The following is a 24,954-nucleotide window of genomic DNA, read 5'->3' on the forward strand; positions in this document are numbered from 1 at the left end:
ACGACAGCCGACCCGGCGTCCTGTCCATGTGACGCAGAACAGGCCGAACCGAGGAGCGGGCTCCGGGGTCCTTCCCACTAGGCTGCCACGCATGGCCAGCGACGGGGACGACACGCCACTGGTCGGACGTTCCGACATAGTGTCGTCGATTCGCGCGGGCCTGCGGGCCGCCGGACCCGGGGGCACGGCAGCGGTGTTCGTCACCGGCGAGAGCGGTGTGGGCAAGAGCCGGCTGCTGCGCGAGATCGCGGTGGCCGAGGCCGGCGACGACGCTGCGGTCGTTTACGGAGCGTGTCTGGACATCGGGGATGCCTCCCCGCTGCACCCCGTGCTCCAAGCGTTGCGCCAGACCGGCTCGCAACCGGTCACCAGCTCCCCCGACGCGCTGCTCGAACGCGTCTCGCACCAGCTACGCAGCCTGGCCGAGGGCCGCCGCCTGCTGCTGGTGCTCGACGACCTGCAATGGGCCGACCGCAGCACCCGCCAGCTGTTGCTCTACCTGCTCGCCGGGCTGGGCGAGGTCAACGTGTCGGTGCTGGCCGCGGTGCGCTCGGAGTCGTTGCACGGCTCCCACCCGCTGCGCCGGGTGCTGGCCGAGCTGCGCCGGCTGCGATCCGTACGGGTGCTCGACCTGGCCCCGCTCGACCACGACGCCACCGCCGAGCTGGTCACCGCCATCGCCGGGGACGACGTGGCCGCCGAGGATGCCGAGCGGGTGCACAAGCGCAGCGGCGGCAACCCGTTCGTGGCCGAGGAACTCGCCCGTGACCTGCGCGACGGCCGGGTGGAGCTGTCCGACACGCTGCGCGAGATCTTCCTGTCGCGCGTCGATGAGCTGCCCGCCCACGCCCACGAGGTGGTCCACACGATCGCCGCGGGCATCGAGCCGGTCGAACACGCGCTGCTGGCCCGCGTCCTGCCGCTGCCCGAGGAGGAGCTGCTCGACGCGATCCGCGCCGCCGTGGCGCACCGGTTCGTGACCAGCTCCGATGACGGTTACCGGCTGCGCCACCGGGTGGTCGCCGAGGTGCTGGAGAACGAGATCCTGCCCGCCGAGCACGCCGCCCGGCACCGTCGCTACGCCGAGGCGCTCGAAGCCCAGCCCGGTGAGCCCGACCATGCCGGGCTGGCCCACCACTGGCAGCGCGCGGGCGAGCCGGACCGGGCGCTGCCCTCGGTGGTGGCTGCGGCCCGGGCGGCCGAGCAGCTCTACGGTTTCGCCGAGGCCCACCGCTACTGGGCGCTCGCGTTGACGCTGACCGGCGAGGATGACTCCCGGCGTACCGAACTGCTGGCCAACGCCGCCGAATCGGCGCACCGCTGTGGTGAGCACCAGCTCGCTCTGAGCATGCTTGAGCAGCTCGCCGCCCGTCCCGATGGTCCCGGGGTGTGCGAGATCCACTTCCGCCGCGCCCGCTATCTGGCCGCCTCCGGTCGTGCCGCCCCCGCCGAGGCCGAATACGAGCGCGTCCTGGCCCTGCAGGAGTGCACCCCGGGCGAGAAGGCCAGTGCCGCCGCCAACCTCGCTGAGCTGCTGGTGCACCTGGGCCGCTATGCCGATGCGGGCGCCCGGGCGCGCGAGGCCCTCGAGGTTGCGGACAACAGCACAATCTCGACAGCAGATCTGGTACGAGCCAGCGCCGCCCTCGGTTTCAGCCTGGCCTTCCTGCAGGACCCGGACGCCGGGCTCGCGGTGATCCGCCAGGCCGTCGACATCGCCGAGCGCACCGGGCACCCCGAGGACATCGGCATCGCCTACCAGCACCTGGCCGAGCTGCTCGCCAACCCGCTCAACAATGTCGAGGAAGGCGTGCTGGTGGCCCGGCGCGGCGCGAAGAAGCTCGCCGCGATCGGCCAGGGCCGCACCTATCAGACCCGGCTGCTCGCGATCGCCGCCAACGGGCTGTTCCGCATCGGGCAGTGGGCCGAGATGGAACGGGTGCTCGTCGACGCCATGCGGCACCGCCCGTCCGGCGCCGACGCGGTTGAGCTTCTGCTCGCCCGCTGCCGGCTGTGGGTCGGCTTCGGCGACGTGCACGCGGCCAACCGCGACCTCGATGCGGTCGCCACGATCCTGGCCGGTGGCGGCGCCCGGCACGTGCTGCCCATGCTCACCCTGCGCGCCGGGCTCGCCATGTGGCAGGGCCGGCACGCCGAGGCGCGGGCGGCGGTGCAGCGCGGGCTCACCGAGACCCGCTCCGACGACTTGGTACTGCTGGGCGTGCTGGCCTGGCACGGCCTGCGCGCCGAGGCCGAGGCGCAGGCCGGCGGCGAGGTGCCGGTCGACCCGGCGGCGGTCAAGCGGCTGCGCAGCATCGTCGACCGCATGGCCCGCGGCGCCGGCGACGCGGCCCCCCAGGTCCGCGCGGTGGTCGACGGCTACCTGGACCTGTGCGCCGCCGAGACCAGCCGCATCGAGCAGCGCAGCGACCCGGAGTTGTGGGCCCGGGCCGCCGCCTCATGGGACCGGCGCAAACAGCCCTACCCGGCGGCATACTCGCGCTTGCGCCAGGCTGAGGCGTCCTTCGCGCGCCGCACCCGCAAGACCTCGGCCACCCGGGCGATCCGGGCCGCCTACTCCACGGCCCGCGCGATGGGCGCCAAGCCGTTCGCCGCCGAGATCGAGCAGGTGGCGGACCGGGCCAAGGTGGCGCTGATCGAGTCGCCCGACCTGACCGGGGCCGCGGGCAACGACCAGCTCGCCGCGCTGACCGAGCGCGAACGCGAGGTGCTGGCCGCGGTCGCCGAGGGCCTGACGAACCGCGAGATCGGGCAGAAGCTGTTCATCAGCGAGCGTACGGTCGGCGTCCACGTGGGCCACATCTTCGACAAGCTCCAGGTCCGCACCCGGGTGCAGGCCAGCCGGATCTTCCTCGGCGCCCCGTGATCTTCTCGTTACCTGCGTAGCCGAGATACGTAGTTCTACCGATCCCTGCGGCACCCGGCGATGACAGGCTCATATCCGTTCGGGGGAGCACCGCCCGGTGGACCATTGCCCGCCGGGCGGTGCTTGAGGACCCACGGGGAGTTTGCACATGATCATCGAGTCGTCCGTATGGGGACCCGTGCAACGCGACATGTCCGCCGTCCTCGCCGCCCACCCCGATGACGTGCCCTCGGTGGTCAGCCAGCTCACCGCACTGCAGGAGCTGCTGCTGCGGGTGCCGCCGCTGCTGGGCAGCAATCCGCTGGCCGACTTCAACAAGGTGTACCTGACGATCACCACGGGCGTGCTGGAGGGCCTGTACGAGGGGCGCTTCCAAGACCCGGCCTTCCTCGCCCGCCTGGACGTCGAGTTCGCCGCGCGTTACGTCGAAGCGCTGCGCCTGTGGTCCGAGATGAGCTCCGGCTGTTCCCGCGCCTGGATGGTGCTCTTCCAACGCGTCCCCGGCCCGGACGCCCACGCCCTGTCCTCAGCAGCGGCCGGCATCAACGCGCACCTCAACTACGATCTGCCGTTCGCCCTGGTCACCACCTTCGACCACCACGGCGGAGACCCGATCGACGACAGCGACCAGCACCACGACTACCTGCAGATCAACGACATCTTCGCCGAACAGATCCCGGGCCTGCGCCGCGGCTTCCTGGACAAGTGGCAGGTGCTCATCGACATGATGAACGGCGACCTGGACGACTGGTGGCAGGGCGAGGTCGTCGAATACACCCGCAACGTGGCCTGGCGAAACGCCAAGCGCCTGTGGGCCGTACGCCATGACTTGAAAGCCTTGACCCGCGAACGCGCCCGCCTGGACCACACGGCCGAGTCGCTGGGCAAGCTGCTGCTTTCCCCGATGGGCGCGATCCTGCAGTGAACCGGCGGCTCCCAGGTCCGGGTCTACTTCTTCACGGTCACCAGCCGGGCCACCCAGGTGCCACCGTCCTTGCGGCCGGCGACGCCGACCTGGGCACCCTTGGCAACGGCACCGCGAATCTTCACCTTGTCGCCGAGCGTCCACGTCTGGTTGAAGCCGTCGGCGGATTTGACACTCAGAGATTTCGCATCCGAGGCGGTGACTGTGCCACGCTGCACCACTATTGTCGCCTTACCGTCCTTGCCCTGCACCACAATCTCCCCGTGCAGGGTGTTCTTGCGCAGGTAAGCCCGCTTACCGGCCGGCGCCTTGGCCGTCCCGGCGGATGCCTGATGCGACGGCGCCGGCGCGACATCGGCCACCGGGGTCATGGTGGCACCGCAGCCGGTCAGAGCCAGTACCCCGGCAAGCCCCAGGGTGCTCAAAGCAATTCTTGTCATGCCTGCAGGCTCCCGTGCTCCGCACAGGGCTGTGTCAGCGTCATGTTCGGGTTGTGTAAGGAAGCGTGACGGTGAACATCGCCCCGCCCTCGGGAGCGTGCCCCGCCTCGATGGTGCCGCCCATTCTCGCCACCAGCCGGGCGGCCAGGGCCAGCCCGAGCCCGCTGCCTGTTTTGCGCACGTGGCGGTAACGCTGCTGCAGAGCCCCGCGCTGGAACGCCACCGGCAGATCCTCGTCAGTGAACCCGGGGCCGCCGTCTCGGACCTCGACCACACCGCCGTGCTCTCCCGCGCGAACGGCCAGGATGAGCGGGGTCCCGGCCGGCAACACCCGCAACGCGTTCTCACACAACCCGTCGATGACCTGCCTCATCCGGCCCGGATCCGTGCGTACGCACACCGGGGTGTCCGGCAAATCGGCAGTCAGCCGCGGGCCGTCCGGGGCACAGCGCGGCGCCCAAGCCTCCTGCGCGGCCCCGACCAGCTGGGCCAGATCCACGGCGATCAGGTCCACCGGCAGATCGGCGGCTTCCAGCCGGGAAAGCACGAGCAGGTCGGCGATGAGCCGGTCGAGCCGATCCGCCTCCTGCACCATCGTCTCGCCGGCGCCCCGGGTGTCCGTCTCCCCCATGATCACCCCGTCCGCGAGGGCCTCGGCGTACCCGCGGATCGTGGCCAGCGGGGTGCGCAGCTCATGCGAGACCGACAGCAGAAACTCGCGTTCCCGTCCCTCACTGAGCTGCAGGGCCGCACCGAGCTGGTTGAACGCGCTGGCAAGCTCGGCGGTTTCGGCTGGCGCCCGCACCGCAAGCCGGACCGAACGGTCACCGGCGGACAGCCGGGCTGCGGCAAGCGCCGCCTGCCGCAGCGGCCGGGCGACGAACTGAGCCAGCAGCGCGCCCGCCCCGACACCGCCCAGCAGCCCCGCGAGCAAAGCGACCCAGACACCGCCGAGCACGCGAGCGCTCGTACCGGAAAAGGCATTGCGGGTAAGCACCACTCCGGCGTCGTTACCGCTGAGCGGGCGCCCCGCAATGAGCACCGCGCGGCCGTCGACCTCACCCTCGGTGTCCACCGTTGACCCGGCCGCCACCTGCTGCACCACCCGATCCGGCACCCCGGGCCGGTCGGGAATGGCCCGGCGCAACAGATACACGGCGATCCCGTCGTCGCGCAACCGGGACACGATCCGTTCGCGGGCGGCCGGGCGCTCGGTGGCGAGCAACTCGACGGCCAACGCCGATTTCTCCACCAGGTCCGCCCGAGCCGCGTTGTTGGCCGACCGTACGGCGACGGGCAGCGCGACGAGCGCCGTGACGATCACCGAAACGACCGCGGTTGCGGCGGTGATCAGGACGGATCGCCCAGCAAAAGTCTTAAGCATCGGCGGTGTAGCCAACCCCGCGCACCGTCCGGATCAGCCCAGCAGCGCTGCCCAGCTTCGCGCGCACCTGCGCCACGTGCACATCCACCGTGCGGGTGCCTGCGTGCGACGCATAACCCCACACCGCCGCGAGCAGCTCCTCACGGGTGAACACCCGCCCCGGTCTTCCCAGCAGATGCCCGAGCAGGTCGAACTCGGTCGTCGTCAGGGCCAGCGGAACATCGGAGACGGTCGCCACCCGCCGGGCCGGGTCGAGCACCACCGGGCCGGCGGTCCGGACCCGATGCTCGTCCCCGGGCCCGGCGGCCCGGCGCAGCAAGGCCCGCAACCGCGCAACAAGCTCGCGGGGGCTGAACGGCTTGGTGAGGTAGTCGTCGCCGCCCAGCTCCAGACCAAGGATCCGATCCACCTCATCGCCTCGTGCGGTGAGAAAGACGACCGGCGTCCAGTCACCTTCCTGCCGCAGGCGGCGGCAGATCTCCGTACCCTCCATACCGGGAAGGGCGATGTCGAGCACGCAGGCAACCGGGCGCAGCTTGCGCGCGGCAGCCAGCCCGGCAGCACCGTCGTACTCGACATGCACGCCGAATCCGTCGCGCGTCAGATACAGCCGCACCAGATCGGCGATGGGCCGCTCATCCTCGACGAGCAGCACCAGGCCCTTGTCTCCCACCTCTTCATTCTGCCCGCGCCGGAACCCGCCGGATGTTCGAGACAGGTAAGACTTTCACCGCGGGGACCCGCACGACACTGCCGTGCGAATCCCCGGGATCCCGTTCGTTGCGGTGCAGGAGTCCATCTCCTGCACCTTCGAGCCCGCAGGGGACCGCGCTAGCTGCGGTACACCCCGAACTCCCACAACGAGTAGCCGTAGGCCGTGGCCCGGCCCGTGGCGTTCACCCGCACATAGCGCCCGGACCCGTTTACCGTCAGATCATCGAATCCACCGTTTCCCGTGGTGGTCGAGGTCAGCGTCGTCCAGCTCGAACCGTCGGAGGAAACCTGCACGGTGTACGACTTGGCGTACGCCGCTTCCCAGGCCAGCCGTACCCGGTTGAACGACTGCACCGAACCCAGGTCGACCTGCAGCCACGCGGTGTCGACCCATTCGCTGGCCCACCGGGTGCCGTAGTCACCATCCACCGCGTACGCCGGGAGTTGCGGCCCGTTCGTACCGGTCGGCTGGTAGGACGAGGCGGTAACGGGTTTTCCGCGGCTGAGCTCGGTTCCCGGAGCCGGCGGCGGCACCACCTTGAACGAGCGCTGCTCGATTCCCACGTTTCCCTGACCGTCGTAGGCGTAGACGTAGACCTTCCAGACCCCGAGCTGCTCCGGCGCCCGCACTGTGAAAGCGCCGTTCCCAGTTTCCGTGAAGGACACATTGGTCAAACCTGTGTTTCCGGTGATGTGCTTGTCGGAGAACATGAGATTCCACCGGATAAGGTCCCCGTTGGGATCGTTGGCCGCGGCGTTCACGGTAAAGGTTCCACCTGCGGGAACGGCCGTCTGGTCACCCACGGTCATCGAGCTGATTTCCGGGGGCGTGTTCGGAGAAGCCTGCCCGGTGTACGCCTGCCGCAGCGCGTGGTAACCCAACCGCCGCCAGCCGCCGGTGAAGGTGTTCAACCAGACGCCACCGAAGTCGTTCTCCAGCCCGTAGTGGAACTCGGTAGCCCCCAGCGCGACGCCGGGATGCGCCTTGATCGCGTTCCAGCTTGCCGTGTATCCGGCGCGCTTCTGCAGATCGGTCGGCTCGGTGGGAACGCCGTTCACGTCGGCGGGCACCTCCCACTCGCCGGCCGGTCCACCTTCGGTCACGATGTACGGCTTGGTGTACCCGCCGTTGATCCAGTCCTGCTTCACGTTCCCGATCGCCCCGTACGAGTTGACCGCGAGCAGGTCCAGGTCGGGCGCGTACTGCTTGTAGTACGGCCAAGCGCCGGTGTACGCGTCGGTCGAGGTGACCGGGTGGTTGGGGTCGGCCGCGTGGATCGCCTGGGCAACTTCGTTAACGAACTTCGCGTATCCAATTCTCCGAGCTTCGACCTCGGCGGCGGACAGCCCATGATCCTGCATCGTCAGGATCACCTCGTTCCCGACGTCCCACATCAGCACGCCCTGCCGGTTCTTCAGCGCGTTGACCCGGGAAACGATTTCCGCCTTCACCGAGTTCTTGTAGGCCGTGTCGTTGACGTAGTCGGCCCCCTGGTTCAGCCAGTGCCCGACGATGACCTTGATCCCCTGCTGCGCCGCCCGGTCGAGCAGCGTCGGCGTGTTGGCGTCATCAACGCCCCAGATCCGGATCGTGTTGACGCCCATGTTCTTCAGGTCGCGCAGGTACCCGTCCGCCGCGGCCTGCGGAGGACCATAGGTCAAGCCCTTGATCTCGTACGGTGACCCGTTGACGTTGAGCTGCCAGTTTCCCTGCGTTCCAGTCACCCGGACCGTCGAGGGCCCGGCCGGCGTAGCCGGATCCGTCATCGCCGCCGGGACGCTCCCGGCACTACGGGAAACGGTTACCGAGTCGACCGACAGCACGCCGCCGGAGGTCGTTTCCGGTGTGGGCGTGGTGAACCCGGCCGTGGCGTTCGGCAACGACCCGCCGATCCCCAGATCCAGGCGCAGGAAGAATCCGTGGTGCACTGCCGCGTTCCACGCCGTCACGCCCACCTGCGATTCGCGGACGACCCAGGTCTGGCGCCCGTCAAGGTAGAAGCGGATCTCCTCGTCGGTCTTCGTGCGGTCGATGACCTGGGCATACTCGTGGAAGCCGGTCTGACAGCCGGTGCAGCTGGCCAGTCCGCTGTTCCGCCCGTTGTACTCCGCGCACGGGCCGTCCGGCGCCGAGCCACAGTGCAACGTCTGCGACAGCTGGCTACGCCCGTTGACGTCGGTCATGATGTCGGTTTCCCCGACGCCCGGCCAGTTGTTGTAGTTACCCCAGTACGCCGCCCCGGTGGCCCGGAACCCCGGCCAGTAGCCGTTCCCGTTCGCCACGTCAGGCTGCTTGAGCACCGCGGCGAACCGGGTCTGCTCACCGGCGCGCGGCTCGAAGTCGGTACGCTGCGTTTCCAAGCGCCCAGACGTCCAGTTCCCGGCGCCGTCCCGGATGGCCTTGATGTTGAGTTTCCCAGCGCCATCAAGGGAAACGTTCGCGGTGGACGTCGTCGCCGTCTCCACCTCACCGGTCCCCCAGTTAGCGGCGCCACCGGGATACGAAGATCCGGTCCGCAGCAACCAGTTGGCGTTACTCGGCAACGTGTTCGCCGCACCGGAGAAGTCGTCCGACCAAAGCGTGGTCCAGGCGGAGCTGGAACCCTGCGACCCGTAGACCTTGAACTCCCAGAGCGAGTACCCGTACCCGCTGCCGCGCTGGGTGCCGTACATCCGCACGAAGCGCCCGGAGCCGGTGACGGTCAGCGTCTCCGTGCCTCCCGCGCCGGTGGTCGTGCTGTAGATGTCCGTCCAGGCAGTGCCGTCGGCGCTGGTCTGGATCTTGTACGCCTTGCCGTAGGCGTTCTCCCACTGCAGCACAACTTGGGAAATCGTGGCCACGGAGCCGAGGTCTACTTGCAGCCACTGGGGGTCGGAGAACTGGCTGGACCAGCGCGTTCCCGCGTTTCCGTCTACTGCGTTTGCGGCGGAGACGTCGTTTCCCTCTTGCGAGGAGGCGGTTGCTGGGTGGCCCTGGGAGAGGAGGGTGTCGGCTGCTTGGGCGGTGGCGCTGGGGATGAGCCCGAGGAAAGCGGCGATCAGGCTCAGCGCCACGACCGGCACGAGGCGGCGGCGCCGGACGGCCGGGCTCGGGTGGGTTGGAGATGGCTGCTCAACTGCCGCAGCGGGAGGTGCGGATACGTCATGGGGTTCGCGGTGAAGGGATTCCTGAGCATGGGGATGCACGGGGAACTCCTGACTCTCGGGGACGGAAAGCGCTCTCCGTGGCTTGCGGCAGTGTTACGCCCGCGTTTCCTTCATGTCAATACATCGACGCTTACCGGGCGCCCAAAAGGTTATTTATCGGACAGTTAGAGGGGTTATCGATCTCGTGCGGAGACTGAACGGATCCGCTGTGGAGAGCGCTTTCCATGTCAACGCCTGGGTGGCCCCATCCCACGACCTTCGGCATCACGTCACGTCTTTGTCGCGTCGCGTCGCGTCGCGTCGCGTCATATGGCGCGTCATATCTGGTCGCGTTGCATCTGGTCGCGTTGCATCTGGTCGCGTTGCATCTGGTCGCGTCGCGTCAGGTCAGCGAGGCACTCGTCGCGCAGCCGACGCCGGGAAACGACGTCACTCTCAATAGTTACTCAGAGCAACCATGGAAGACCTTTGGAGACCCCTGCACACCGCGGCCTCAGTGGGTTGCACGGCATGCAGGGGCAGTTCGGGAAACGCGCTCGGCGGTGCAGCAAGTGTTACGCCGGTGTTGCGGCTCGTCAATAGTGATGCCGTTCCGCAATGTCGATAACAGAAATTGAGGAGTGAGCAGCAACATTGACACACTCGGCTGCTGCGCTCAAAATTCTTGCGTGCAACGTCGCCTCCCCATCACGCGCGAGCCGGCCATTCGACGCGTGACGGGCCGGGGCCGGGCTGTGATGGCTGGCGGGTGTGCGTTCATGGTTCTGCTGACCATGGGAGCCTGCTCGGCGAGTGCGACCGATGGGACCGGCACGACCACGACACCGGCAGCCTCCGCGAACTCGGCCGGGACTGCCGGGTTCTTCGGCGGCACCGATCTTGCCTGGATCGAAATCACCATCGCGATGGACGAGGAACTCCTGCCGCTCCTGGCGCTGGTACCCGCAAACAGCCAGAACGACCAGCTCAAGGCGCTGTCAGCCGATATCTCGGCCTTCCACGAAGCTGAGCTGACCTCCCTGCGGGCGTTGCACGACGAGGCCAAGCTGCCGGCCGAGAACCCGCACAAGGGCATGCCGATGCCGGGAATGGTGACGCCCGAGCAGGTCAGCGCGGCCACTGCGGAGAAGGGCCCGGCGTTCGACAAGCTCGTCGTCGGGCACCTCAGGGCCCACTTCGATCAGGGCGTCAACCTGGCCGGCAGCGAGGGCAAGGCGGGCATCGAGCCGCGCACCAAGGCGCTCGCCGACAACGTGATCAGCAGCCGGCGAACGTACCTGGATAAGCTCGGCACTTTTCATTGAGATTTTGTTATCGGCGCTTCAGCAATTCCTCGGGCTTGACGCCGATTGCCGAAAGCAATGGTCCGGGGCTCGTCGCCGCGAGCCCCCGGACCGTTGATGTGTGTTACGGCAGAACATAATTTTCGTTCAGCGCCGCGCCGCGATTCGGCTTGTACTGGTCGAACCCGCGCGGGTCGCACTGGAGTCCGCCGTTGATGCAGTGCGTGACGAGGGCGGCGAGCGTCGGGGCGTCCCAGGCATTGTAGAAGTCGTAGTGGAAGGAGTAGCCCCGCCCACTGGAAAGCCGCACGTTGGAAAGGTTTCCGCTGACCGGGAACGCCATCTTGAACTCGATCATGGGAACGGCGACCGGGTGGTCCGCCGGGCAGACGCCGACGACCGGGTACGCCATGTGGCTCTTGTGATCCGGCGTGTCCAAGTGGATGCCGTCCCAGCAGCTGGGCGCTTGGAAACGGATGTTCAGCTGACTACCGGCAACACAGTTAGCCGGGAAATCCCAGTTCCGCACGCTGTCGCCGCACTCCCAGCCTTCGACCGCGCCGGGAGAATTGCGGAACTCGTCGAGCGTCGCGAGCGGACTGCCCACCACGTACCGAAGTCCGGGCGGCGACGGACGCACGCTGCGATAGTCGATCACGCCGCTCTTGTAGTAGATGACCTGACGTCCGACCGGCTGCACCGCAGTGTCGCCGTTGAGCAGCGTCGGCATCCAGTAGCCCGTCTTGTCCCCCGGCGTGATGCACGAGGTCTGCCCGGCCTGCAGGCTCGCCAGCGTGGTAGCCGCGTTCGTGGTCGTGTTTCCCATGAACGTGTGCGAGTGCGAGGCGCCCGGCATGTTCGGGAACACGATGGGATCGTCGGGCAGGTTCGACCGGCTGACGGAACAGTTCGCCTGGAACTCGTGGTGTGTCGTCGGCGGGTTCGTAGCCGGCGGCGTGGCCGTGGACGGCGTCACTCCGGTGACGGGCGGGTTCGCAAGCACATAGCCATCACCTGAGGGCGGCGGTGTGGTGGCCAGCGATCCGTAGACCTTGAACTCGAACAGCGAGTATCCATAGGTGGTGCCGCGCTGCGTACCGTACAAGCGGACGTAACGCCCGGAACCGTTCACGGTGAGCGTCTCGGTTCCGCCGGCGCCGGTGGTCGTGCTGTAGATGTCGGTCCAGGCGCTGCCATCGGCGCTTGTCTGGATACGGTAGGACTTCGCGTACGCGGTTTCCCACTGCAGGACAACGCGATTGATGCTTGCTGAGGCACCCAGGTCGACCCGGAGCCACTGCGGGTCGGCCCACTGGCTGCCCCACCGCGTTTCGGCGCGGCCGTCAACCGCAGCCGTTGCCGGGGCTTCCCCGTTCTCGACCGACGAAGCGATCGCGGGTCTCCCCTGCGACAGCAACGAATCCGCTGCGTGCGCCTGAGGAATCCCGATCGCCAGCGCGGTACTCGCAAGCACAGCAACGCCAATGGGAACGACGAACCGTCTGAGCTTGGTTCTCATACTTTCTCCCGGGGATGAGGAGGATGCGTCCCGGCCGGAACACCTCTCCGAAACCTTCGAAGGGTGCGGGGAACGACCGGAACGCGGGAACGAGCTTGGAGAGCGCTTTCCGAAGTGTTACGCCGAGATTGCACGCCCGTCAATACGCCGGCCAGGTTCCGGAACCACCGGCGGGGTGGGAGCGGAGATCGAAGTGGGTGGCGCGGTGGAGAGGAAGCGCTGCCGGGGAGGCACGCAGAACAGGAAGGCACGCAGAGCAAGGAGGCACGCAGAACAGGGAGGCACGCAGAACAGGGAGGCACGCAGAGCAAGCAGGCACGCAGAGCGGGGAGGGGCGCGCGGTGAAAGAGATGGGCGCGCAATGGGGAGATGGCGCGCGCGGCAGGGTGAACATGCACGCCGCCGAAAAGCAGCGCAAGAGGAACTGGCGCCGGACCCACACACCGAAGCCCGCGAAACCGCCCGGCCACCCGCCCTCGGCGAACCAGGAAAACAGTCATTTGGCGCCGGACCGGCACCAAAAGAGCGCCGCAGCCCACCGCCTGTGGATAAATATCGGAGAGCGCTCTCCACGTGCTATAAACCTCGTATGCGGACTGGAAACAGCACGTCATGACCGCGGCTAAAAGCCGGGTTCGAAGTGGTGAGCGGCTGCCTACTCTGGAGGATGTCGCTCGGGTTGCGGGGGTTTCGCGGGCTACGGCTTCGCGGGTCATCAACCGGGTTCGTAATGTTGATCCGCAGTTGCACGAGATGGTGTGGGAGGCTGTCGGGCAGACGGGGTACGTACCCAATCGTGCTGCCCGTTCCCTGGTGACGCGGCGGACCGGGACCATTGCGCTGGTTGTCTCGGATTCCGAGGCCCACGATGATGACCCCTTCATGGGGCGTTTCTTTGCCGACCCGTACTTCGGGCGCGTTGTCGGTGGGCTGATGAGCGTGCTGCGTACCGCCGGAATTCAGCTTGCCCTGCAAATAGTTGGCACCGAGGAACAGCGCACCCGCCTGGTCGGCGACCTTCGCCACGGCCAGGCAGACGGCGTCATTGTGCTTTCGCTGCCGGCCCGGGACCCGCTGCCTCGCATGCTGACCGATGCCGGGGTGCCGGCCGTGATGATCGGGCGGCCTGCCGATCCCGTACCCATGAATTATGTGGACCTTGCTAATGATCGTGGTGCTGCGATGGCCGCTGACCTTCTTGTCTCGCTTGATTCCCGGGTTGTCGGCATGATTTCCGGGCCTGCTGAGGTGCCGGCCAGCAACGATCGGGTGAGCGGTTTCCGCAGTGCCATGGCGCGGCACGGGCACGGGTGGGTTCCCGTTGTGGAGGGCAATTTCACGCAGGCCAGTGGCGAGGCCGCGATGGGCACTTTATTGAGGGCGCATCCCGATTTGGACGGCGTTTTTGTCGCCAATGACCTGATGGCGCTTGGGGCTCTCGTTGCCTTGCGGGAGAGCGGCCGCCAGATCCCCGAGGATGTCGCGGTTGTGGGCTTCGACGACAGCAGCGCGGCGACTTCAGCTAGTCCTCCACTGACTACCATCCGTCATCCTCTGGAGGACATGGCTGCTGAGGCGGCTCGACTTCTGCTCGCCCGGGTCGAGGATCCTGAGATGCGCGTCTCATCGGTCATCTACGAACCGGCCCTGGTCCGCCGCCGTACCGCCTGAAACGGACTCCGGCCTGGCCTTTTCCCCCACCCACCGGCCGCCGCCCGCCTTGAGCCCACTTGCTAGCGTCTCGATTCCCGGCGGGGGCGCCGGTCAATGATTCACGGGGTGGACCATGAGCTTGACGCGAGTTCGGGCATTTGTCGTGTTCGGGGTGTTGATGATCGCCGCGCTCGTGACGGTCATCGTCGCGGTGGTCCGCGACACGCAGAACGAACCGCTCGCCGACGCCTGCAAGGGCGCCGTCATGGTGAACGCGACGCTGCCGCGCGGCACGAACGACATCACGGTCCGGGTCTTCAACGGAACCAAGGAACCAGGTCTCGCCGCGGCGCTCACAAACGATCTCAAGAACCGCGGGTTCCAGACCGAGAAGCCCGGCGAGAGCACCAAGCGCATCAAGGACGTCGCAATTTTCCGGTACGGCCCCAAAGCGCTTTCCTCGGCCTGGCTGCTGCGTGCCTTTTTCCTCAACCAGGCCACGCCCGAGTTCGACCCCAAACGCACCAGCGCAACGGTCGACGTGATCGTCGGCGCCGGCTACCAGCAGCTCGCCACGCCGACCGAGGTCAATCAGTCGCTCGCGGCCCTCGGCGACCCCGAGCTGCCCCCGGGTGCCTGCGCCGAGCCCCAGAAACCGGTCCAAGCCGCCCAGTAAAGCCACACCAGCAACCAGGGCCGGGCACGGTGAAGCAGTTACGGGCTGGCGGCCAGGAAGAGGAACACTGCCAGGAGGCTCAGATGGATTCCGCCTTGCAGCACGTTCGCGCGGCCGGGCACCACGGTGAGCGTGCCCACCACAACGGTCAGCACCAGCAGCACCACCTGGGTGCCGCCGAGGCCGAGCAGCAGCGGGCCCTGGAGCCAGATCATGGCGATGGCGATGGCCGGGATGGTCAGGCCGATGCTGGCCATCGCCGAGCCGAGCGCCAGGTTCAGGCTGGTCTGCATGCGGTCACGAGCGGCCGCGCGCACCGCGGCGATCGTCTCCGGGAGCAGCACCAGCAGGGCGATCACCACGCCGACCACGGCTTGGGGCATGCCCGCGGCTTCCACGCCGGATTCGATGGCCGGCGACACGCCCTTGGCCAGGCCGACCACCGCCACCAGGGCGACCAGCAGCAGGCCAAGGCTGGTGAACGTAGCCTTGGCAGTGGGCGGGTCCACGTGTTCCTCGGCGTCGATCACCTTGCCCGCTGTGGTGATCGGCAGGAAGTAGTCGCGGTGGCGGCGGGTCTGCACCAGGACGAACAGCAGGTACAGCGCCAGCGAAGCGACAGCCGCGAAGCCGAGCTGGGCCGGGGAGAACTGCGGGCCGGGCCGGCTCGTGGTGAAGCTGGGCAGCACGAGGCTCAATGCGGCGACCATGGCCACGGCAGCGAGCGCTCCGCCCGTACCCTCCGGATTGAACACCGCAATGCGCCGGCGCAACGCGCCCACCAGCAGCGACAGACCCAGGATGCCGTTGCACGTGATCATTACGGCGGCGAAGACCGTGCCCCGGGCCAGCGATTGGCTCTTCTCCCCGCCGCTGATCATCAGCGTGACGATGAGGGCCACTTCAATGATCGTGACGGCTACCGCAAGCACCAGGGAGCCGAAGGGTTCGCCGACCCGGTGGGCCACCACCTCGGCGTGATGTACGGCCGCGAGCACGGCACCGGCCAGCAGCACGCCGCTGAGCACGACCACGGGCGGCGGGAGGTCGCGGCCCCAGGTGAGGATGAGGGCTGCTACGGCGACTACCGGAACGTATGTCGTCCAGTGGGACAAGTAGGTGCTGATCTTTGCTGCCATCTGTCAACCCTGCCAGAAAGTAGCGGCATCGGCACATCAAGCCACTTACTCCTGGGAAGGTGAACCGCATGAGCTATGTCTCCTCCGAGGGTGAATTCACCCGCGACCAGCGCTACATCGCCACCCGCATCACCGCCGACGGGCGCGACGGGTATCCGGTGGAGGCGGGCCGCTACCGGCTGGTCGTGAGCCGCGCGTGCCCGTGGGCGAATCGGACGATCATCGTGCGGCGGCTGCTCGGGCTCGAGGACGCGTTGTCCATGGCGGTGGCCGGGCCCACCCACGACGAGCGGAGCTGGACCTTCGACCTCGATCCGGGCGGGCGTGACCCGGTGCTCGGCATCGAGCGCCTGCAGAAGGCGTTCTTCAAGCGTTTCCCCGGGTACGACAAGGGCATCACCGTGCCCGCGATCGTCGACGTGCCCACCGGCCAGGTCGTGACCAACGACTTCCCGCAGATCACCATCGACTTCTCCCTGCAGTGGAAGCAGTACCACCGCGACGGTGCGCCCGAGCTCTACCCCGAGGCCCTGCGCGAGCAGATCGACAAAATCAACAAGTTCGTGTTCGCCGACGTCAACAACGGTGTGTACCGGGCCGGCTTCGCCGGTTCGCAGCAGGCGTACGAGAAGGCGTACCACCGGTTGTTCGACCGCCTCGATCGGCTGTCGGACCTGCTCAAGGATCAGCGGTACCTGGCCGGGGACACGATCACCGAGGCCGACGTGCGGCTGTTCACCACGCTGGTGCGCTTCGACCCGGTGTATCACGGGCACTTCAAGTGCAACCGCTCAAAGCTGACCGAGATGCCGGTGCTGTGGGCGTACGCGCGGGATCTCTTCCAGACGCCCGGCTTCGGCGACACCATCGACTTCGTGCACATCAAGCAGCACTACTACGAGGTGCACCGCGACATCAACCCGACCGGGATCGTCCCGGCCGGCCCGGATCTGGGCAACTGGCTCGGCGAGCACGGCCGGGAGAAGCTGGGCGGGCGCCCGTTCGGCGACGGCACCCCGCCACCCCCGCCGCAGCCCGGCGAAGTGGTGCCGGCAGCGCACGCAGCCGTGTAGAACTGTCAGCGCAGGTCCTTGTTCTCCACGATGTGCGTGGGGAAGCCGATCCGGGCGGCGCGCAGCATGGCCTTGCCGAGGCCCTCGGACGTGGTCGCGTAACGCGGTGCCCAGCGGATGAACGCCGGCGCGACCGGGGCGAGCAGCGTGTAGAGCGCCTTGAGGGTGCGGGTGCGGGGCATCACGCCGTACAAGGGCTGGATGAAACCCGGGCGGAAGCCGTAGCCGTTCGGGAAGATCTTGATGATCTCCACCTCCGTGCGGCCCTTGACGCGTGCCCACATCGTGCGGCTCTCCACGTTCGTCCCCGCGCCCGACACATAGACGAAGGTCATGCCGGGGTTGTGCCGGGCGAGCGTGCGCGCGGCGGCAACCGGGTAGTCGTACGAGATGGTCGTGTAGTCCTGTTCGCTCATGCCGACCGAGGAGATCCCGAGGCAGTAGAAGCAGGCGTCGTAATCCTTCAGGGTGTCAGCGATGGCCGACAGGTCGCCAACGTCGGTGACGCTCGTCTCAGTCAGTTTCGGATGCCGCCGCCCGGTCGGCCGCCGCCCGATGCTGCGGACCTCCTCGACGTCGCCTGCGAGCAGGCATTCCCGCAGCACGCCCTGCCCGACCATGCCGGTCGCCCCGAAAACGATGACCCGCATCCGCGCCCCCTCAAACTGTCGTACCCGGCTTCTATGGTGCTCCGGTGTCCGTTGAACGATGGTCCCCCGCTCAGGTCCACGCCGTCGCGCCCGATGCCGGCTCGCTGAAGGGCGCGCGCAGCGTCGGCACGCCCACGTCGTGGCAGCAGTCCGGTCTGCTCGGCGACGTGCTGTGGGGGCTGTGCAAAGGCAGCGGCAAGAATCCCTACCAGGTGTGCATCGATCTGACCGGTCCCGCCTACAAGTGTTCCTGCCCGAGCCGCAAGTTCCCGTGCAAACACGCGCTCGGGTTGCTGCTGGTCTGGGCGGAGGGCGCGGCGCTGCCGGATCAGGACACCGCCCCCGGGTTCGTGCTCGAATGGCAGGCGAGCCGGTCGGCGCGCGCGGCCAAGGCGTCCGCTCCCAAGGCTGCCGGCCCATCCGACCCGGCGGCCGCCGAGAAGCGGTCCCGCCAGCGCGAGGAGCGGGTGGCGGCCGGGATGGCCGAGCTGAGCCGGTGGCTCGACGACCAGGTCCAGCAGGGTCTGGCCAGCGCCGAGCGAGCCGGGCACCGGCCGTACGAGGCAATGGCCGCCCGGCTGGTCGACGCGCAGGCCCCCGGAGCCGCCTCGGCGGTGCGCCGGCTGGGCGATGTTGCGGGCATCGGGGCGCATTGGGCCGACCGTCTGCTCGGTGACCTGGCCCTGCTGCGGCTGCTCGTGGCGGGTCACAACCGGATCGCTGAACTGCCACCCGAGCTGGCTGCCACGGTCCGTTCGCGGATCGGGTTCCCGGTGTCCACCGAGGACGTGCTGGCCGGGGAGGCCGTGCGCGACCACTGGCAGGTGCTGGGCCAGAGCGACTCCGACGACGGCACGATCACCACCCGCCGCACCTGGCTGCTCGGCGCGGGCACCGGCCGGTTCGCGCTGCACCTGTCGTTCGCCGCGCCGGGCCAGTCCCTGGCCGCCGATCTGGTGCCCGGCACCTCGTTCGAGGGCGACCTCTGCTTCTATCCCGGAGCGGCACCGCTGCGGGCGCTGCTCAAGGATCGGCTCGGTCCGGCCCGGCCGTTGCCGCAGCCCAGCGGGGCCACCACGGTTCCCGGCGCGCTGGCCGGATGGTCGGCGATCGTGGCCGCCGAGCCGTGGCGCGCCGACGCGCCGATGCTGCTCGCCGACGTGGTGCCCAGCACCGACGGCTTCCTGACCAGCCGCGACGGGCAATCGCTGCCGCTGGCCCCCGGCTACCGCGAACCGTGGTGGCTGCTGGCGTTCTCCGGTGGAGCGCCCGCGACGGTGGCCGGCGAATGGACACCCAACGGTCTGCGCCCGCTCGCCGCGTGGGTGAACGGGCGCTTCGTACCCGCCGGTCCGCCGATGCCCGGGGGCGCCGCCGCGCGCACGCCCGAGCTGCCCCCGGATCTGCTGGCCGCGGCGCTGGTCGGCACCGCGCGGCGCCCGTTCACCGCGTCCACTGTGGCGGTCGGTGACACCTCGATCCCGGTGGCCCAGTCCCCCTTGCTGGAGGCCGCGGCGACCGCGCTGGCCTATCGGCGGGCCGGGCGCACTGCGGCGACCGGTCATCCCGGCGTCGAGCCCGCACCGGCCGAGCAGCAGCCCGCGGTGCCGACGGCGGCCGGTCTCCGGCTGCAGCGGCTGCTGTCCGGCGGCTCGCAACAGTCCCAGGAGCTGCTGGCCCAGTGGCTCGCCGCGGCGGTCCGGCATGGCGGTCTGGTCCCGCCCGGCACGCTGCCCGCGCTGCTGGACGCTGGGCGCCGTAACGGTGTCATCCGCGCCCCGATCGGCCGCGTGGCCGGTGAGCGGGGGCAGTGGCTGGCCGCCATGCGGCCGGAGTGGCGGTGGTTGAGCGCCGAGTCGACCGGCGCGGCCGTTGTCGAGGACCCGGAAACCTGGGATACCGGTACGCCCGGAGCGCGCCTGGAACACCTCACCCACCTGCGGCGCCGCGACCCGGCCGCCGGGTTGGCTCTGCTGCGCAGCACCTGGACGAGCGAGCCGGCCGAGGACCGGACCCGATTCGTGGGTGCCCTGAGCACCGGCCTGTCCCCGGCCGACGACGAGTTCCTGGAGGCGGTGCTGGACGACCGCCGCAAAGAGGTCCGCGAGGCCGCGCTCGAGCTGCTGCAACGGCTGCCCGGCTCAGGTCTGGGCCGGCGGATGGCTACGCGGGCCCTCGCCGCGGTGCGCCTCGAGGAGCGCCGCATCGCCGGCGTGCGGGTGAGCAGCCGCCTCATCGTGACACCGCCTGCCGAACTGACCCCGGACCTGCGCCGCGACGGGGTGGGCGCCACGCCCGCGCGGGGCACCGGGGTGCAGGCGTGGCTGCTGGAGGAAGTCATCGCGGGCACACCGCTGAGCACCTGGACCGAGACGTTCTCGCGCGAACCGGCCGAGGTGGTGGCGCTGGCCCGCGGCCACGACTGGGAAACGCCGCTGCTGCACGGGTTCGCCAAGGCCGCCATCGCGCAGCAGACCTCGGCGTGGTCCGTCGAGCTGGTCCGCGACGAAAACCTGCGGGAGGCGGTCCGCTGGGATCTGCACCTGCTGCTGCCCCCGGCCGAGTTGGCGCGCATCGCCGCGGAGTTTCTGCGCCGTGAGGACCACCTGGCCCACCGGTTACTGGCCGTGCACCCCGGCGCGTGGCCCGACGAGCTGGCCGTCGCGGTGATCGAGACCATCGCGCACCGGGCTCGTACCGATAAACACAGCTGGCAGCTCGCCGAGCTGTGCCGTGCCGCCGCGCTGGCCATGCCCCCCACGTTCACCCCGCACGTGACCCAGCTCGCGGCCCAGCTCGACCTGGCCACCGCCGACCCCTCACGGGTGCGGCCGGTGGCCGAGCTGGCCCGCACCCTCACCTTCCGACACGAGATGCTCCAGGAGTTCCAGTGACCGCTCTGCGCCCGCACGCCGAGGACCAGTACGCCGACGAACTGGCCCTGCTCGCCGAGTCCGACGAGCGACCGCGCCCACCCGGCTGGCGGATGTCCCCGCAGGCCGTGGTGACCTATCTGCTGGGCGACGGCGCGAAGATCACCCCGAAATACGTCGGCCCGCGCCGGCTCATGGAGGTCGCCGTCTCCACACTGGTCACCGATCGGGCGCTGCTGCTGCTCGGCGTGCCCGGCACCGCCAAGACCTGGGTGTCGGAGCACCTGGCCGCCGCCATCTCCGGCGACTCGACGCTGCTGGTGCAGGGCACTGCGGGCACTGCCGAAGAAGCCATCCGGTACGGGTGGAACTACGCGCGCCTGCTCGCCGAGGGCCCGTCCGAGGCGGCCCTGACCCCCAGCCCGATCATGCGCGCGATGCAGACCGGCACGATCGCACGCCTGGAGGAGCTGACCCGGGTGCCCTCCGACGTGCAGGACGCGCTGATCACCGTGCTGTCGGAGAAGACGCTGCCGGTGCCCGAGCTGAACACCGAGGTGCAGGCGCAGCGCGGCTTCAACCTGATCGCCACGGCCAACGACCGCGACCGCGGCGTCAACGAGCTGTCCAGCGCCCTGCGCCGCCGCTTCCACACAGTGGTGCTGCCGGTGCCCGCCTCCGCCGACGATGAGGTCGAGATCGTGGCGCGCCGGGTGGCGCAGATGGGCCGCTCGCTGGACCTGCCCGAGGTGCCGGCCGCGCTCGACGAGATCCGCCGCGTGGTCACGGTGTTCCGCGAGCTGCGCAGCGGCATGACCGAGGACGGGCGCACCAAACTCAAGTCCCCGACCGGCACGCTGAGCACCGCCGAGGCCATCTCGGTGCTCACCAACGGTCTGGCCCTGGCCGCCCACTTCGGCGACGGCACCCTGCACCCGGCCGACGTAGCCGCCGGCATCGTCGGAGCCGTCGTCAAGGACCCGGTCTCCGACGCGGTGGTGTGGCGCGAATACCTCGAAACCGTGGTCCGCGAACGAGCGGACTGGCGCGACTTCTACCGCGCGGCCCGCGATGCCTGAGCACCACTACGGCATCCGCCACCACGGCCCCGGCTCAGCCCGGGCGGTGGTGGTGGAGCTGGAGCGCGAACGCCCGGCGATCCTGCTGGTCGAGGGGCCGCCAGAGGCTGACGAACTGGTGCGCTGGGTCGGCGACAGCGGACTGGAACCGCCGGTGGCGCTGCTCGGGTACGCCACTGACGACCCGCGGCGCTCGGCGTTCTGGCCGTTCGCGGTGTTCTCCCCCGAGTGGCAGGCGATCCGCTGGGCGGTGGACAACGGGGTGCCGGTGCGGTTCTTCGACCTGCCCTACGCCTATCGGCTCACGGAGACCGCGGCCGAGCCTGGAAGTGGCGGAACTGGGGCCGAGGATGACCCTGACGTTGAGGCCGAGGCCGGCCCTGGGGCAGAGGCCGAGGTGGAGAGGCCGCACGGGCGGCCGGTTGATCCGATCGGGGAGTTGGCTCGGGCGGCCGGGTACGACGATCCTGAGCGGTGGTGGGAGGACGTGGTTGAGCATCGGGGGATGCCGGCGTTCGAGGCGATCGCTGAGGCTATGACGGCTATCCGCGAGCATGCGCCGGACGACCCTCAGGATGAGGTTCGTGAGGCCTACATGCGCACGGTGCTGCGCGAGGTCCGGCGCACTCACACCGACATCGCGGTGGTGTGCGGGGCGTGGCACGTGCCCGCGTTACGGCGCAAAGTCACTGCCAAGGACGATGCCGCGCTGCTCAAGGGGCGGAAGAAGGCCAAGGTCAGCTTTACGTGGGTGCCTTGGACATACGGGCGGCTGGCTTCCTGGTCGGGGTATGGCGCCGGAGTGGGTTCGCCGGGCTGGTATCACCATCTTTTCAGCACCGCCGAGGATGTGGTGCCGCGGTGGCTGGTGGATGCGGCCGGGGTGTTGCGGGCCGAGGGGGTGCCCACCTCATCGGCGCACATCATCGAGGCGACCCGGTTGGCGGAGGCGCTGGCCACTGTACGCGGGCGGCCGCTGGCTGGGTTGGCCGAGGTGACCGAGGCGGCCGAGGCGGTGATGTGCGACGGGGAGCCGTTGCGCACCGAGCTGATCGGGCGACGGGTGGTGGTCGGCGAGCGGCTTGGTGGCGTACCCGATGACATGCCCGCCGTACCGCTGGCCAAGGATCTTGCGGCCCAGCAGCGCTCCGTGCGTCTCAAACCGGAGGCGCTGGAACGGGTGCTGGAGCTGGACCTGCGCCGGGAGATCGACCTGGGTCGCAGCCGGTTGTTGCACAGGATGCGCGCGATCGGGGTGCCATGGGGTGAGCCCGACACGGCGCGGCGTGGCACGGGTACGTTCCGGGAGCAGTGGCGGCTGCGGTGGCTGCCGGACTTCGCGGTGCAACTGGTCGAGGGCAGCATGCACGGCACCACAGTGGTGTCCGCAGCGACGGCCAAGGTGGTCGGGCAGGCGCGCAAGGCCGAGACGCTCGGGGACGTGACCGCGCTGGTCGAGGTGTGCCTGGTCGCGGAGCTGGCCGACGCGTTTCCGCCAGTGCTGGCGGCGCTGGACACCCGCGCCGCGCTCGACGCCGACCTCAACCATCTGATGGCGGCGATCCCGGCGCTGGCGCGCACGGTGCGATACGGCGACGTCCGGCGTACGGATGTGGCGGGGTTGCGCACGGTGACGTCGAGCCTGCTCACCCGCGTGTGTGCCGGGTTGCCCGCGGCGGCCGGGTCGCTGTCCGACGAGGCGGCCAAGGAGCTGCAGAAACACATCGACGCGGTGCACGAAGCGATCGGGTTGCTCGATGACCAGGAGTTGCGCGAACGCTGGCTGGGCGCGCTGACATCGGTGGCCGGGCGCGCCGACTTGCACGGGTTGCTGGCGGGACGGCTGGCGCGGTTGCTGCTCGACGCCGGGCGGCTGGACGCGGCCGAGGTGCGCCGGCGGCTCGGGTTGTCGTTGACCGTCGGTACACCGCCTGCTCACGGTGCTGCGTGGGTGGAGGGGTTTCTGAGTGGGGGCGGTCTTTTGCTCGTACACGATGATGCCCTGCTGGAATTGCTCGATCAGTGGCTCGCTGACATTGCGCCCGAGGCCTTTGACGACGTGTTGCCGTTGCTGCGGCGCACTTTTGGAGCTTTCGCGCATGGTGAGCGGCGGGCAATCGGGGAGCGCATCGCGGGTGGGCCGGCCCATGCGGCGAGCGAGCCACTGGTGCTTGATCACGACCGGGCGGCGCGGGTGCTGCCGACGCTGAGTGCCCTGCTCGGAAGGGAGATCGGGTGACCACCAACGACGAACGGCGGCGGCGCTGGCGGCTGGTGCTGGGCGGACCGGCCGCCGAATCGCTGGGACCGGCCGAGGGGCGCGACGCCCGCATGGACGCCGCGCTCGCCGCCCTGTACGACGGGGAAGCTGACGGCGAGGGAGGCCGCAGCGCCCGCTCGGCCGGACTGGGCGGCTCGGCTCCTAAGGTGGCCCGGTGGCTCGGCGACATCCGCGAATACTTTCCCAGCACGGTCGTGCAGGTCATGCAGCAGGACGCGATCGAGCGCCTCGACCTCACCCGGCTGATGCTGGAACCCGAGATGCTCGACGCGATCGAGCCGGACGTGCACATGGTCGGCACGCTGCTCTCGCTCAACCGCGTGATGCCGGAGAAGACCAAGGACGCGGCCCGCCAGGTGGTACGCAAGGTGGTCGCCGAGCTTGAGCAGCGCATCAGCCAGAAAACCCGGGCAGCGGTGAGCGGCGCGCTGAACCGGGCCGCCCGCATCAACCGCCCCAAGCTGACCGATATTGATTGGGATCGCACGATCCGCGCCAACCTCAAGCACTACCAGGCGGAGCACCGGACGGTCATTCCCGAGCGGATCATCGGGTACGGCCGCCGCGCCACCGCCATCCAGCGCGACGTGGTTCTGTGCGTCGACCAGTCCGGCTCGATGGCCGCCTCGGTGGTGTTCTCCGGCGTGTTCGCCGCGGTGCTGGCGAGCATGCGGTCCTTGAAGACGTCGCTCGTGGTTTTCGACACGGCGGTAGTGGACCTGACGGACCAACTGGCCGACCCGGTTGAGGTGCTGTTCGGCACCCAACTGGGCGGCGGCACCGACATCAACCGCGCGATCGGCTACAGCAGACAGTTGATCACCCGGCCGCGAGACAGCATTTTCGTCCTGATCAGCGACCTGTACGAGGGCGGTGTCCGCGAACAGATGCTGCGCCGGGTGGCCGAAATGACGGCGGCTGGGGTGCAGGTCGTGGTGCTGCTCGCGCTGTCCGACGAGGGTGCGCCGGCTTACGACCACGACAACGCGGCGGCGCTGGCGGCTATGGGGGTGCCGGCATTTGCGTGTACGCCGGATGCTTTCCCGGATCTGATGGCTGCGGCTATCGAGCGACGGGATCTGATGGCTTTCGCACAGAAGCTGGCTAGTGAGTGAGGGCGGGGTTGTTGCTCAGGTGCGGGGGAAGAGCCAGGCGAGGGCGGCGAGGCTTTTGGTGACGTACGGGTCGCGGGGTGAGGCTGTCGAGGCGCTGGGCCCGCGGGTGGGCGGCT

General features: G+C 69.1%; 17 protein-coding genes. 10 read left to right on the plus strand and 7 right to left on the minus strand.

Features of this window, described 5'->3' with window-relative positions:
- Positions 1-91 precede the first annotated feature (91 nt).
- Positions 92-2,887, plus strand: a complete 2,796-nt coding sequence (locus tag TFC3_RS22285) for a LuxR family transcriptional regulator (RefSeq protein WP_067503245.1) — start codon at positions 92-94, stop codon at positions 2,885-2,887.
- Between the two features lie 154 nt (positions 2,888-3,041).
- The gene (locus TFC3_RS22290) at positions 3,042-3,812 is read left to right on the plus strand and encodes a DUF5995 family protein (RefSeq protein ID WP_153040473.1); all 771 of its coding nucleotides are present in this window, start codon (positions 3,042-3,044) and stop codon (positions 3,810-3,812) included.
- Positions 3,813-3,835: 23 nt separating this feature from the next.
- Here TFC3_RS22290 and TFC3_RS22295 read toward each other — a convergent pair whose 3' ends face one another.
- The 4 genes from TFC3_RS22295 to TFC3_RS22310 form a co-directional block, all read right to left on the minus strand.
- Positions 3,836-4,252 carry a hypothetical protein gene (locus tag TFC3_RS22295; protein WP_153040334.1) on the minus strand — a complete coding sequence of 139 codons (417 nt, stop codon included), beginning with the start codon at positions 4,250-4,252 and terminating at the stop codon, positions 3,836-3,838.
- Positions 4,253-4,292: 40 nt separating this feature from the next.
- Entirely contained in the window at positions 4,293-5,636 is a 1,344-nt protein-coding gene (locus TFC3_RS22300) for a sensor histidine kinase KdpD (protein ID WP_067503254.1), read from the minus strand.
- Positions 5,629-6,309: a response regulator transcription factor gene (locus tag TFC3_RS22305; protein ID WP_067503257.1), complete on the minus strand. Its 681-nt coding sequence runs from the start codon at positions 6,307-6,309 to the stop codon at positions 5,629-5,631. Before TFC3_RS22305 ends, TFC3_RS22300 begins: the two co-directional genes overlap by 8 nt.
- A gap of 158 nt (positions 6,310-6,467) precedes the next feature.
- Complete coding sequence (locus TFC3_RS22310) at positions 6,468-9,404, minus strand: discoidin domain-containing protein (protein WP_369819636.1); 2,937 nt, start codon at positions 9,402-9,404, stop codon at positions 6,468-6,470.
- A gap of 851 nt (positions 9,405-10,255) precedes the next feature.
- Here TFC3_RS22310 and TFC3_RS22315 point away from each other — a divergent pair.
- On the plus strand, positions 10,256-10,801 hold the full coding sequence (locus tag TFC3_RS22315; protein WP_067503264.1) for a DUF305 domain-containing protein: 546 nt from the start codon (positions 10,256-10,258) through the stop codon (positions 10,799-10,801).
- Positions 10,802-10,904: 103 nt separating this feature from the next.
- On the opposite strand, the gene TFC3_RS22320 is transcribed toward TFC3_RS22315, so the two are convergent.
- Positions 10,905-12,299 (minus strand): DUF1996 domain-containing protein, encoded by a 1,395-nt coding sequence (locus tag TFC3_RS22320; protein WP_067503267.1) that lies wholly within the window; start codon positions 12,297-12,299, stop codon positions 10,905-10,907.
- A gap of 612 nt (positions 12,300-12,911) precedes the next feature.
- On the opposite strand from TFC3_RS22320, the gene TFC3_RS22325 reads away from it, so the two are divergent.
- Positions 12,912-13,970 carry a LacI family DNA-binding transcriptional regulator gene (locus TFC3_RS22325; protein WP_067503269.1) on the plus strand — a complete coding sequence of 353 codons (1,059 nt, stop codon included), beginning with the start codon at positions 12,912-12,914 and terminating at the stop codon, positions 13,968-13,970.
- A gap of 115 nt (positions 13,971-14,085) precedes the next feature.
- A complete protein-coding gene (locus TFC3_RS22330; protein WP_067503272.1) occupies positions 14,086-14,628 on the plus strand; it encodes a LytR C-terminal domain-containing protein in 543 nt (180 codons plus the stop codon).
- A 38-nt stretch (positions 14,629-14,666) separates the two neighbouring features.
- Here TFC3_RS22330 and TFC3_RS22335 read toward each other — a convergent pair whose 3' ends face one another.
- Complete coding sequence (locus tag TFC3_RS22335) at positions 14,667-15,767, minus strand: calcium:proton antiporter (protein WP_067503275.1); 1,101 nt, start codon at positions 15,765-15,767, stop codon at positions 14,667-14,669.
- A gap of 68 nt (positions 15,768-15,835) precedes the next feature.
- On the opposite strand from TFC3_RS22335, the gene TFC3_RS22340 reads away from it, so the two are divergent.
- The gene (locus TFC3_RS22340) at positions 15,836-16,840 is read left to right on the plus strand and encodes a glutathione S-transferase family protein (RefSeq protein WP_067503278.1); all 1,005 of its coding nucleotides are present in this window, start codon (positions 15,836-15,838) and stop codon (positions 16,838-16,840) included.
- Positions 16,841-16,845: 5 nt separating this feature from the next.
- Here TFC3_RS22340 and TFC3_RS22345 read toward each other — a convergent pair whose 3' ends face one another.
- A complete protein-coding gene (locus TFC3_RS22345) occupies positions 16,846-17,490 on the minus strand; it encodes an NAD-dependent epimerase/dehydratase family protein (RefSeq protein WP_067503281.1) in 645 nt (214 codons plus the stop codon).
- Positions 17,491-17,534: 44 nt separating this feature from the next.
- Here TFC3_RS22345 and TFC3_RS22350 point away from each other — a divergent pair, with 44 nt between their 5' ends.
- The 4 genes from TFC3_RS22350 to TFC3_RS22365 are packed head-to-tail and all read left to right on the plus strand — an operon-like array spanning position 17,535 to position 24,838.
- Complete coding sequence (locus TFC3_RS22350) at positions 17,535-20,384, plus strand: SWIM zinc finger family protein (RefSeq protein ID WP_067503284.1); 2,850 nt, start codon at positions 17,535-17,537, stop codon at positions 20,382-20,384.
- Positions 20,381-21,442 carry an AAA family ATPase gene (locus TFC3_RS22355; protein WP_067503287.1) on the plus strand — a complete coding sequence of 354 codons (1,062 nt, stop codon included), beginning with the start codon at positions 20,381-20,383 and terminating at the stop codon, positions 21,440-21,442. The genes TFC3_RS22350 and TFC3_RS22355 overlap by 4 nt, the downstream gene beginning before the upstream one ends.
- Positions 21,435-23,681 (plus strand): DUF5682 family protein, encoded by a 2,247-nt coding sequence (locus TFC3_RS22360; protein ID WP_067503290.1) that lies wholly within the window; start codon positions 21,435-21,437, stop codon positions 23,679-23,681. The genes TFC3_RS22355 and TFC3_RS22360 overlap by 8 nt, the downstream gene beginning before the upstream one ends.
- Positions 23,678-24,838 (plus strand): VWA domain-containing protein, encoded by a 1,161-nt coding sequence (locus TFC3_RS22365; protein ID WP_067503293.1) that lies wholly within the window; start codon positions 23,678-23,680, stop codon positions 24,836-24,838. The genes TFC3_RS22360 and TFC3_RS22365 overlap by 4 nt, the downstream gene beginning before the upstream one ends.
- The last annotated feature ends 116 nt before the right edge of the window (positions 24,839-24,954 follow it).

Source organism: Actinoplanes sp. TFC3 (genome assembly GCF_001553785.1).
GTDB lineage: Bacteria > Actinomycetota > Actinomycetes > Mycobacteriales > Micromonosporaceae > Actinoplanes.